At 33.8% G+C, this 12,277-nt stretch carries 12 protein-coding genes; 1 reads left to right on the top strand and 11 read right to left on the bottom strand.

Annotated features, from left to right (window positions below):
* Positions 1–69: 69 nt before the first annotated feature.
* The 11 genes from F6K27_RS21255 to F6K27_RS21205 form a co-directional block, all read right to left on the bottom strand.
* Positions 70–672 (bottom strand): hypothetical protein, encoded by a 603-nt coding sequence (locus tag F6K27_RS21255; RefSeq protein ID WP_287278239.1) that lies wholly within the window; start codon positions 670–672, stop codon positions 70–72.
* A gap of 163 nt (positions 673–835) precedes the next feature.
* Positions 836–1,384 carry a hypothetical protein gene (locus F6K27_RS21250; protein ID WP_287278237.1) on the bottom strand — a complete coding sequence of 183 codons (549 nt, stop codon included), beginning with the start codon at positions 1,382–1,384 and terminating at the stop codon, positions 836–838.
* Between the two features lie 652 nt (positions 1,385–2,036).
* The gene (locus F6K27_RS21245) at positions 2,037–2,234 is read right to left on the bottom strand and encodes a hypothetical protein (protein WP_287278236.1); all 198 of its coding nucleotides are present in this window, start codon (positions 2,232–2,234) and stop codon (positions 2,037–2,039) included.
* Between the two features lie 880 nt (positions 2,235–3,114).
* Positions 3,115–3,312 carry a hypothetical protein gene (locus F6K27_RS21240; RefSeq protein ID WP_287278235.1) on the bottom strand — a complete coding sequence of 66 codons (198 nt, stop codon included), beginning with the start codon at positions 3,310–3,312 and terminating at the stop codon, positions 3,115–3,117.
* Positions 3,313–3,705: 393 nt separating this feature from the next.
* Positions 3,706–3,855, bottom strand: coding sequence for a hypothetical protein (locus F6K27_RS21235; protein ID WP_287278234.1), 150 nt, complete (start codon positions 3,853–3,855; stop codon positions 3,706–3,708).
* Positions 3,856–3,895: 40 nt separating this feature from the next.
* The gene (locus F6K27_RS21230; RefSeq protein ID WP_287278233.1) at positions 3,896–4,207 is read right to left on the bottom strand and encodes a hypothetical protein; all 312 of its coding nucleotides are present in this window, start codon (positions 4,205–4,207) and stop codon (positions 3,896–3,898) included.
* A 21-nt stretch (positions 4,208–4,228) separates the two neighbouring features.
* Positions 4,229–4,537: a hypothetical protein gene (locus F6K27_RS21225; protein WP_287278231.1), complete on the bottom strand. Its 309-nt coding sequence runs from the start codon at positions 4,535–4,537 to the stop codon at positions 4,229–4,231.
* Positions 4,538–4,856: 319 nt separating this feature from the next.
* On the bottom strand, positions 4,857–6,353 hold the full coding sequence (locus tag F6K27_RS21220; protein ID WP_287278229.1) for an ABC transporter substrate-binding protein: 1,497 nt from the start codon (positions 6,351–6,353) through the stop codon (positions 4,857–4,859).
* A gap of 258 nt (positions 6,354–6,611) precedes the next feature.
* Positions 6,612–9,185 (bottom strand): ABC transporter substrate-binding protein, encoded by a 2,574-nt coding sequence (locus F6K27_RS21215; RefSeq protein WP_287278227.1) that lies wholly within the window; start codon positions 9,183–9,185, stop codon positions 6,612–6,614.
* Positions 9,186–9,202: 17 nt separating this feature from the next.
* Entirely contained in the window at positions 9,203–10,138 is a 936-nt protein-coding gene (locus F6K27_RS21210; protein ID WP_287278225.1) for a DUF1822 family protein, read from the bottom strand.
* Complete coding sequence (locus F6K27_RS21205; RefSeq protein ID WP_287278223.1) at positions 10,135–10,809, bottom strand: hypothetical protein; 675 nt, start codon at positions 10,807–10,809, stop codon at positions 10,135–10,137. Before F6K27_RS21205 ends, F6K27_RS21210 begins: the two co-directional genes overlap by 4 nt.
* Positions 10,810–11,775: 966 nt before the next feature.
* On the opposite strand from F6K27_RS21205, the gene F6K27_RS21200 reads away from it, so the two are divergent.
* Positions 11,776–12,273 (top strand): helix-turn-helix domain-containing protein, encoded by a 498-nt coding sequence (locus tag F6K27_RS21200; protein ID WP_124146451.1) that lies wholly within the window; start codon positions 11,776–11,778, stop codon positions 12,271–12,273.
* Positions 12,274–12,277: the final 4 nt, after the last annotated feature.

The following is a 12,277-nucleotide window of genomic DNA, read 5'->3' as shown; positions in this document are numbered from 1 at the left end:
AGACATCCTTAAAACTTTAAGGTTTAGCGATCGCCTAATTTATGAAAAATACAGCTCATACAGTTACTTTTATATTACATTGCAAATATCTATGTAACATGTAAAGATGCCAGCGCTCATTGCTATACTACCGGAAGTGGGAACTGGTTTTGTTGTGGGGCGAGTGTTATTGTTTGGTTTGGTATTGTTGCTAGGTTGAGAAAATGAACCACTGCGCTGAGAGTTACTACCGGAAGCGGGGACTGGTTTTGTTGTGGGGCGAGTATTATTGTTTAGTTTGGTATTGTTGCTAGGTTGAGAAAATGAACCACTGCGCTGAGAGTTACTACCGGAAGCGGGGACTGGTTTTGTCGTGGGGCGATTGTTATTGGTCGGTTTAACTATATTATTTATGGTAGGTTTGGGTTTTGAGTTACGAGGTTGAGACTGGGAACGGACAGGTTTACTGCGACTGGGGGAACTACTTCTACTTCTACTCGAACTTCCAGAACTACTTCTACTTGAACTTCCAGAACTACTTCTACTCGAACTTCCTCCTCTTCTTCCTGCGTAAGCAATGGAGGTATCTGTATTAATTAATTCGCTGATGTCATTACTATGGGGATTAATACTAACTTCATTAACCAAAAATAATGAGACAATTGTTGCTAAGATTAATTTAGATTTACGCATTTCCTGATTTTTCCTAATTTATCAAAGTAATTGAGTCTAAAATTCTTCCTTTGAAGGTGAAATATTTTTATAATGGGGATTTTGAACAACGCTCCAAAAATAACTTCTAAGTTCTGAGTTTTGACTTCTGACTTCGTTAATAGCTAGCCTTTTTCTTAGCAATTTATCGATTATTTCGATATAAATCAATTCTGTTTTGGGCTACCTCATATTTAGTGTGAGATTCAGGAACTTCTTTCATTAAAACTAAAGCTTGATGCCAAGTTATCGCTACTTCATTCCACTGTGTTTGAGTATTAGCTATTTGGGCAAGTTCGGCTGCTTTTGTTGCTAGATTTATTCCGTCTATAAATGGGTCTGAAATAACTTCGGTTGTTTCTATCTTTGTTGAAGTATTTTCGGAGTTAGTAGTAATAGTTGGATTTTCGGGAATATTGGCAGAATTAACCACAAAATTATTGGTTATATGATTTCCTAATGCTCCACTCCCTACAAGAGACAAAATCAAACCAATTATCATCAAGATAAAATTTTTTCTGATTTTTCTCTGACTCCAATTTGTTAGATAAAAAATGACAAAAGCAAAAGGAATAAATAAATAAGCAACACCCCATAATGTGCCTTCACTAAAAGCTTGAACTAAGCCCCATATTCCGCTTACTATTGCTAATATTAGACCTAGAATTAAGAATCCAATTCCTAGAAAAAACATTTTCCCTAAGTATCCTTAACGCAATGTATATTTATATGAGATTTATTTTTTTGTCTGTAATTCTATTTTAGGCTATTGAAAAAAAATATTCTACATTAAAAAAGCGGTTAGCACTCAGCACTCAGCACTCAGCAAGATTATTTTTCTAAAGTTTAGAAGGGGATTTTAATCCAAGCTTAAAAAGCTGATAGCTAGTTAAATATACTGAAATTTACGAAATGGACTAAGTTGTTTAAATACATAGCAGGAAATAGCGGTGCCACCCCGCGTTGGCGACAGATGCAAGCGGTCAGACCCCGCGACGACGCCAGCTCGCTTGCGGAATGCTGACCAAGAGAGGGAATGCTGACCAAGAGAGAGAATAGTGGGAAAAACATTCCCTTGTAATTTGATTCATCATTACTCTATGTCAAATAACAACTTGTTTTTGCTGCTAAATTTATAATATTCAGTTCAAAACGATCTGAAATTAACATCTTTTAGCCGTGTTAATATAATGTATTTCTCAGTGATATTTAAGATATGCAGATGAGAATAAACCACCAATATCAGGTTCACTTGATTAGCGATCGTAAAGTGCTACTTACAAAAGAGAATCAAGTTTAGTGAAGCTCAGATGCCTCCTTCTTACTTCTGCTATATGAGATTAATTTTAACGACTGCCAGCATTTTTATCTGGAACGGGTGGTTGTTCGTTCTCTTGATGATTTTTTTGTTGTTGAATAATAGCTGTTTTAGCTTGATATAAACTATCATTTAACTGATTTATTAGTATTTTTTCCTCTCGTAAAAAAGTCATAGTTGTTATGAAAAGTACTACCAACAAAAGAGAATCAAGTTTATTGTCCATAATTTTCTTTCTGGTACTTATAAATATATCAGAAAGAATTTAATGATTTATGCAAACTTAATTATTTTCAGAAATACAATTAAATAAATCTACTTAGAGTATTCATGTGGTAGCATTTTTTCAACTGTGAAAGATTAGTAACTAAGTACAGCAGTAGAAGCAAAGGTCAGGGCAGATATAGAAGCTCTAAAACTTAGGCAATGTAATACTTTTCCTTCTTCCTTATTCCTTCTTCTTTCTTCCTTCTTATCAAAGAAATATTTTCATATTATTTTGATAGCTATTTAACTCGTCACTTAAACTGTATAATTATTGAATTTATGCCAACTCATTCAAATTAGCATTCCGCAATTTATTCTCTAGTTCTTACAATAATCCTGCCGAATCTTGAACCATTGTATACAGACTAAGAATTTTTGCTTGTCGAGTATCTTTTCCAGCTTTTGCTAACTGAATATTTCGTTCTAAACTCGCAGCTAATTGTTCTAAGTGCTGTTGAGTAATATCAGAATTTGACCTTTGCTTACTCTTAACTTCTAATAGTTATCTTTGCAAATCCTCCACAGATAATAATGCCTCATTCTTCGGAATGTTTGCGGAGCATTCCGAAACGGAAAGCAATCTCCGTAATCTTGGCGATTACTCCTCTACAGTCGCAATGACAAGTATTTAACCGGACTTGATATTACGCATAAGGTAGGAAAAATTAGGATTTGAGATTGCTTCGTCGTTGTCGGTCGATTCGGACGGAAATACGTTGCAGGTGCGTAAGTCCTATGTATATCACAGTTGAAGGAAAGGGGACGGACATATCAAAAGTTTAAAATTCAGAAAACGCTGGATTTTTAGAGAACTAAATGCTTTCTTCCTTCTTCTATACTTAATCAATGATCCAATAACCATTTTCTCGCCAATATTGTTCTCTTAAAGCTGATTCTAAGTCATCTTCTCGAATCCAACCTTGAAATAATAAAAGCTCACCAATTTTTTGATGACATGAACTCTGAATATCTATTACTTGATTTAATTGATCTTCAGAAATTAATTGTCTGCGGATGAGAATTTCGCCTATTTTCATGATCATATTTCACCTATTTGAGATTGATGTAATTTTCTATAGGCACCCTCATAATTGACGTCATATATTAAGTGTCTATTTATCTTTATACTTAGTAATCAGCTAATTTCTGGAAATTTATGCAAAATTCGATCTAGCTAGGAATAAATCGTAAGAAATTAAAGCACCTTACTATATTATTCATCAACAAAACATGGCAATTTTACAGATATTACTAGTATCGTTTACAAAACTCAACATTTTAGATGTATAGACATTTCCATTCTACTAAACTCACCCAAAGCATTCAAAAAAAATGATCACTTATTTGACAGTTCTTGATGGGGTATCTCGAGAAAATCAGCCACAACATTAGCTAATTTTTTAACTTTTTCAATTTCAGAATCTCTTATTTCAGAAAGTGATTTCCAATTGATGATTTCGATTTTCTGCTGGTAATACTAACTCTAATCTATAGGATTTATCTCCATCGCTATCTGTGCGACTTTCTAGAATTAATTCTTTGATTTGGGCAAAGGAATAGTGTTTGGTCTTAGTACCCAATAAAGAAAATACTTTGTAGGTTAATTGTCCTTAACTTTTGTTAAGTATTAGTGTTTCTAGATAAAAAAGTACCCATAGAAATAAGATTCCTATTCCAAGAAAGGTAATACTTATAACTGAAGGCATCAGGTTTTCCGCTGTCAAACCTAGATCGTAGCGAATAAGCAGGGATGGATCTGAGTTTGCCATAACTAGGAGAAGGTTTTAATCCACCTTTTCCTCTGACTCTCATAACAATTTCTGCTTGAGGAAACCGAGATGCCAATAAACCCCATTCTTGCCAAGGTAGTCGTCGTAGTTTAGGATTTTTCGCATCTAGAAATACACGAATTTCTGACTCAGAGTTTTGCAATGAGCTAAATAGAGAAATTAATTATTCTCGGATTGGTCGCCATCGACTATCGTCATAATCTAGCCATTTATTAATCTGAGTTATTACCAGTTTTCTTTGTTCTGAACTGGAGAAAGAAATAGTTTTTTTTGGACTAATTATAGTAGAAATTTTACGAACTTTTTCTAATTGGTGATACGCTAACTGCCAATTACTCAATGATGATTCTAATTCTGGTGCTAAAGCTGGTAAAAAACCATCAATAGAATCAAATTTACCATCGTTAGCAGTGAGAGTTACATGAAATCCAGAGGCTTCAGTTTCGAGAAGTTTAATCTTCACAATACTCATAGTTGGACTCTATTTAATGTTTATAAGGAAGAAGGAAGAGGTGAAGAAGTAAGACCAGTTTGATAAATATTTGCTATGAATCTCTTTTGTCTATTCCCTGTTCCCTATAACTAGAGTTTTGTAACATTATTTTTTCAAATTGGTATAAGAAGTAAGAAAAGGATGAGGATACTGAAAGGTTGTCGCTCTGTTCGATGAGACTTCTATTAATGTTTGAAATATCTGAAATTATTGGTGAAAAATAAACTATGCCAAAAAAATAGCAACTGTCAAATTATTCTTAGCTGCGTTTTTTCCACTCCAGGTCTCCCCTACTCCCCTATTCCCCTACTCCCCTAATCCCCTCCTCCAGGATAATAAATTCATATTTGCCAGATTTAGCATTAGGTTTTACCTGAACTAATACTGATTTATCTATATTGAGAAACTGGCGATCGCCTAACTCCCCAAATCTAATTTTTCCTGTTACTCCTTCTACATCAAAATCATCACTAGATAAAATTATTTGTAATTTTTTACGGGAATAATTACCATTACTTTTATCCAGAGCTTTAATAATAGTTTTAGTAGCATCATAAGATGTAGCAGTACGCCAATTAATTTCAGCATTCCAAAACTTTTTTGATTTTTGAGTAAACTCGTCATTAGGGTCACGATGCCAAGGAATAGCAACTGTCAAATTATTCTGATATGCTTCTTCTCCAGCATCATTTACAACTCGATAATTATAGATAGAATCTCCTCCTATTAATTTTAATCCTTTAGAATTATGAATTACTCCAATGGCATTAGTCAAAGTTATGTCAGTTGCTGGAACTAATAAAATTACTTCAGCACCTTGTTTTTTTGCCTGTTCAATACAATCTTGAGCGCTAAAATTTCCAGCATTCAAGTAACATTGATGCACAAATTTTTGCGTTGGTAGGACTGTCTCAAATTCTTGCTTCAAAGATTCACTATATTCATTCTTTTCTACATAAGCTACTGCTACTTTTTGAGATTTACCAAGTTCTTCCAAATACTCAAATAAAGCTTGGGCAGCTAGTTTATCGCTAGAAGAAATTTTAAATACAAACTTACTAAAATTCGATAAGATAGTTGAGGTGCTAGTAGGAGAAATTGCGACTAATTTATGTTTGTTATAAACTTTTCCCGCACTGAGAGTCATTGGACTAGAGTAGTGACCAATAATAGCGATAATATCTTTTTGTTTGACTAAATATTTAGCAACTTTTTTAGCAGTTTCTGGCTCATTTTTATCGTCAACAATTGTGACTTGTAAAAATTTACCATTGAGACTACCTTGGCAATTTAATTGATGTTGAGTATCTTTGATAGCTAGAGAAATTTCAGCCAAACCACAATTAAATTCACTTTGAACTTGAGCAACTCCCCGTAAAATTTCTGCTGCAACATTAGCTTCTCCATGAGCAGGAATACTAACTGCTATTTCTAATATTTTTCTGTTTTGATTGACTTTTTTTGCTTGAGCGATGGAATTATTCAAAAAAATTACTGTTTCTGGGTCATTTTTTTTGAGATTAAGAGATTTGCGAAAATAGGAAATGGCACTACTAAATCTTTTCTCTTTTATTTCTCTCATTCCTAATTCTTTTTCTGCGGATATTTCCCCAGAAGGAAACATGGTTTTTTCTCCAATACTATTATTAATGTTTGGAACATCTGAAATTATCATGGGAATTATTAAGTCTCCTAGATCCTGAAATAGCAGAATAAGTGCAATGAATAATCCTCCTACTTCTAAGGGTAATTTAGCTCGGTGAATAAATTTATGCCAAAGATTTTGTTGAGTCATTTTATCGGGTAAATATCAATTTTGAATAAAGCTAAAAATTGATCGGTTTTAGGAAATAGGGAATAGGGAATAGGGAATAGGGAATAGGGAATAGGAAAAAAAGTATTTTTACATATCAGGACTTACGCAAATATACCTTGAAAGCGCCATATGTAGGGGTAAATTGCATTTTCTATCACTTTATTTAGTGTCCGTGCGTAAGTCCCAATCTACAAGATACACCAATTTTATCCTAAGTAAATAAATTACTATTTTAATTCATTGCTCCAGAATTACAAATTCATATTTTCCAGATTTAACATTAGATTTTACTTGAACTAATACTGGTTTATCCTTCTCGAGAAACTGGCGATCGCCTGACTCGCTAAATCTAATTTTTCCTGTTACTCCTTCTAGGGAAAAATTGGGATTAGATAAGATTCTTTGTAACTGTTTACGAGAATAATTACCCATCATTTCATCTACAGCTTTAATAATAGTTTTAGTCGCATCATAAGATTTAGCAGTACGCCAATTAATTTCCGCATTCCAAAACTTTTGAGCTGTTTGACTAAATTGGGAGTTAGGGTGACGATGCCAAGGAATAGCAAGGGTTAAATTTCCTCGGTCTGCTTGTTTACCAGCATCTTTTAATACCCTGAAATTATAAACAGAATCTCCACCCAATAATTTCAATCCTTTAGCATTATTAATTATACCTATGACATTGCTCAAAGTTCTGTCTGTGGCCGGGACTAAAAACATTATTTCTGCTCCTCGATTTTGTGCTTCTTCTACACAGTCACTGGCACTAAAATTCCCGGACAAAATATTGCACTTATATACGAATTGTTCTGGGAGTAATTTATTAAGTTCTTGAGCTAAAGACTGACTATAACTATTACCAGGTATATAGGCAACTGCTATTTTTTTATCTGCCCAATTTTGTCGCTCCAAATAATTCCATAGAGTTTGAGCTGCTAGACTGTCATTTGGTGCAACTCTCAACACAAATTTACTGAAATTTTTCAAAAGAATAGAAGTGCTAGTAGGAGAAATTACTACTAATTCTGCTTTGTTATAAATCTCTCCTGCTTGTAAAGTCATATCACTAGAATAATGACCAATAACGGCAATAATTTCTGCCTTTGCTACTAAGGTTTGAGCAATTTTTTCTGCAGTTTCTGGTAGATATTCATCATCAGCAATAGTAACTTTTAAAAATTTACCATTGAAACTACCAGGGCAATTTAGTTGATTTTCAGGATTTTTAATCCCCAGAGAAATTTCCGGTAAACCACAGTTAAATTCGCTTTGAGCTTGAGCAACTCCTCGCAAAATTTCCTGGGAAATATATGATTCCTGACTAATAGGAACGCTAACTGCAATTTCTACCTTTTGCCCAATATTAGTATCAGATTTTTGTTGAGCAATTGCATTATTCAAATAAATCAAAGTTTCAGGGTCATTTTTATTAATTTGGAGAGACTGACGAAATTGAGCGATCGCCTGAGCAAAGTTACCATTATAAAATTGTTCTATTCCTTCTTCTTTTGCCGGATTTTTCTCGGAAGAAATTAACAACTTTTCTCCCTGACTAATATTTTGTAAAATTTCTGGTTGTATCCCGGTCGTTTTAGTTTCAGTTAATTTATTTTTAACTAAATTTATCGCCAAAATTATCAATACAATTCCTGCTGTTATTCCTAAAGGCAGCTTAAATTTACTGATAAAATTCTGCCATAAATTGGGATAAATTAACTGCTGCCAACTCAAAGGATGAGACAAAGCTGTTTCTTGAATACAAAGAGTAGGTAACCACATTGCCCCTGGATATTCAGATTCAAAATATTCTAATCTTTCTCTAGCTATTCTCATAGATTTAAACAGAGATTGATTATTCGCAAATTCTGCAAAAAAATACTCCAAAAACTTAACTGCCACAATGTCTGGAACAGGTTCTCGCATAACAATAATTCGTGATAAACCAAGCTGTGCTAATTGATTTGCTAAACCCAAACCATCACAAGAATTAAAAATTGCCAACTGCAACCCATTATCTATTGCATATCTCAAAGAATTTTTAAACTCTTTAATACTTAATTTATCTCGTTCATTCAAATATATCCAACCAATTGAACCATCTTCTTTGCTACAACTATGCCCGGCAAAAATCAATATATGATAACCAGGTTCCTCGCGCAAAGTATCAGATAAAATCTCCTGTGTTGGTTGATTTAAAAATCTTACATCTGTACCCTTTTCTTTTAACTTTTGAATTACTTCTAAATCCAACTGTGTATTAATACCATCACTCTTACCAACTATGGCAATAATTCTTACTTTTGAGGATTTACGAGGCCGTCTAAACTTTCCTTTACCTCTAACTCGAATAGCAATTTCTGTTTGCGGAAAACGAGACTGAAATAAATTCCATTCTTGCCAAGGAATGCGACATAAATTAGGATTTTTAATATCCAAAAATAAGCGAATTTCTGAATCATAACTTCCTAGAGAACTTAACACAGAAATTAATTCATCCCGTACAGGTTGCCAACTAAGATCGCCACCATCCAACCATTGATTAAGAGTTATTTTAACTTGTTCTTTTTCCTCATAACTAGAATAATTAACTACTGATTGTGGACTAATACGAGTTGCTACTTTTCTCACATCTTCTAACTGAGAATAAGCTGACTGCCATTGGTTAAAAGAACTTTCTAATTCAGCAGGTAGACATGGTAAAAAACCATCAATCGGCTCAAAATTAGCACCGATTGAATTTAAAATCACATGAAACCCATTTTCACCACTATCTATAAGTTTAATCTTAATAATTTTAATAACTTCCATATTTATCTCCGGTCATCTTAAACTACAAAATTTTCCCTAATTATTTGCTCATTTAAACTCATTTCTACAGTAAATTGTTCTTGAGGTTTACAACCAAACTCTAATTGTATCCAATCATCCGCTTCCCTAGCTTCAGCTTCCATACAAGAATTACCAGATTCATCCAATATTTGCACTCGTAAACCAGCAGGTAAAAATGGAATTTTATTCGTAGTAGAAAGTCGCACACAAATATCTATTTCCTCCTCAAACTTATCCGTTAGTTTTACCGCTAATTCTGTAGCTTGTTCATTTACTCCACTACCCCAATTAATAATTTTCCCACAACTAATACTTAAATCATCCGTTGGAGATTGAGAAATACTATCCCTTGAAACTCTTAAACTTCTTGTAGATGTAGATAGTGACTGTAAACTTTGCCATTCTGCCGGAAAAAAACCTTCAAACCACCGACCTAAATTAACCCATTTTTGACACCAATCAATTTCGTCAATTAAAGCATCCAAAGATTCTATTTGTGTGAGGGGAATAGAATCTTGAAACCCATCAATATTTCTCACAGAAACAAATCCTAATATTTGTACTTGGTTTAAATCCTCCTCAAATTGAACCGCTATATAACCCATGCGGTTGTCAATAACTTCTGGAGGCAAAAATAATTCTTTTTCACCAGGAAATACCGGACGACATTCCACTTTGCCAATATTTGGTAAAACTAAATCAGCCACATTAAATATTGCTCTTGAACCAGGATGCCAACAATCACCTTGATGAATCGCTGTCTGAATACCTAAACACTTCAAATAAGTTTGAACTGCCACAACAGCAAGAGTATTTAGATAAACTTGTTTTCCTTTTTCAGGAGTTGCTTGTTCTGCTGCAAATTGCTCTGCATAACGATGAGCTTCTGCAGTCACAAAAACTTTTAATGCTTGTGAAAAAGTCATACTCATAATTCTTCTCCAAATTGATTAGCGATTTCTCTTAATAATGGAATACATCTGCGCTTCCAGTGGGAATAAACAGTTTGGTTACTGATATTTATACTTCTGGAAATATCGGCTATTTTTTTTGGTGGTTCTGTAAAATTCAACTGAATTGCTAATACTTGACAATTACATTCAGGATGTTTTTTCGGATGAGATGACCTGAGCTTTTCTTCTGGATCGGTCTCAATATATTGCCTCAAATACTCACCTTTTCTTTGACGTTTTGCTTTTTGCAATTCAGCAATTTTCTGTTCTAGTAAACTTAGACTATTAGCTGGTAAAATTTCTCCTAAAGTTGTTAAATTTTCTCCTTCATTACTAATAGGTTTATCCAAACTGTCATATCTATTATCTGGGGTATATAAGTCTTGGATACGCCATTTCAAATAACCATTAATCCAGACAACAAAACTTCTTTCCCAGGAAGGAGGCCGAGATTCAAAATTTTGAATATTTTTGCAGACCCATTCTAATGTCCGATTAAAAGCCTCCAGATAATCCTGGTGGGACGAACTATATAGTCCAGGGAGTTGTTGAATTAATATCAATAGATGATTAATAGCTTTCTGGCGTGCTGGACTCGGATTTTGATATTGCTTTATTTGGGTAATTAGATTTTGTAATTGGTCCTCCACAGCGATCGCTCTCCTATCACATAAAGTTGAAGATTATGAGTTGAGCTTATCAAAGTTCTAACTATTTTGGCTTAGACCCCATATATAGCAGAAGGAAGAAGGAAGAAAGAAGAAGGAAGAAGGAAAAAGCTTGTGTTATCTGAGTTTTGAGCTTTTGATATGTCAAACACCTTTCCTTCGACTGCCATATATATATCTGTCCTAGATAAGATTTTTATGCAATTTGTTCAAAAATTATTGAAGAAGGAAGAGGGAAGTAAGTCAAAAGTCAAAAGTCAAAAGTTAAAAGTTAAAAGTTAAATTTTATCGGCGCAAAACTTTGATGCTACAGTAATTTACCGAATAATTAAGGTAAAAATCCTCTCCTTTTAAGCAGAAACAAGCGGTCGTTAGCGTAGCTTCCCGTAGGGTGGGATGGCGGGGTCTCCTCGTCATATCCAATCGACCAAGAGAGAAAAAATTTTCTTTTGATTCAATCCTCTTCCTTTTAGGGAGAGAGAGGTAATTATCAATTATCAATTATTGAAGGCAGTTATTTAACATTTAAAAGGAGCAAAACTATTTGTGACATCTTTAAAATTAATTGGTATAAGAAAGAAGAAAATAAGTTATAAGTCAAAAGTCAAAAGTTAAAAGTTAGATTTGATCGGTTCAAAACTTTGATGCTACAGTAATTTACGGAAGTTATTTAACATTTAAAGGAGCAAAACTATTTGTGACATCTTTAAAATGAATTGGTATAAGAAAGAAGGGGTTATTTCAGTTATCAGTTGTAAATGTTGTAAATTTTGAAAAAAAGGGAAATGGTAAGCATTAAGCCGTCAGCTATCAGCTATTGCTTTTAGTTGACGATAAAAGCTTTATTAATTATCTTACTAAATTTGTCTTCTATTCCCTATTCCCTATTCCCTGTTGCCTACTATACGTTATACTGATCATATAAGTGTTTCGTAATGGTTTTTTCAGATGGTAGTAGGTACAACAGAAGCAGCTTTTCTCCTAAAGATCTCAACTGCTAGGGTGCGGGTATTGCTGAAAGAAGGTCGGATTAAGGGAGCTAATAAAAAAGGACGGTCTTGGCTAATTCCTCTTAATAGTCAAGGGATACCAGAAATTATTCCAGGTAGGCGTGGTCCTGATGGTACTTGGAATAAAGGACAACGTACAAGCAAAACAGTTATTCAAATATTGCCTACCGTTATCAATGCTAATCATCAAAACGGCACTTGTTTACCAGCAATTAATATTCAGCAGGGCGATCGCCATCATTTATGCCATGAAGCTGATATTCTCGGACCTTGCAAAATTATCTATCAACCCTCTCAACATAATTCTCATCATACTGAGGAAACAAATTTATGGATTGAAATTCACCCAGAAGTACAAATTACTCATAGAGTATTCTCTGATGTAGATGAAAGTTTCCAAAAATCTATAGAAAGGGATTCAACAATTAATTATTAATTAT

This window comes from Okeania sp. SIO2F5, from assembly GCF_010692685.1.
GTDB classification, from domain to species: domain Bacteria; phylum Cyanobacteriota; class Cyanobacteriia; order Cyanobacteriales; family Microcoleaceae; genus Okeania; species Okeania hirsuta.
The sequence above is the reverse complement of the archived record's forward strand: the minus strand, read 5'-3'. Positions and strand labels throughout refer to the sequence as shown.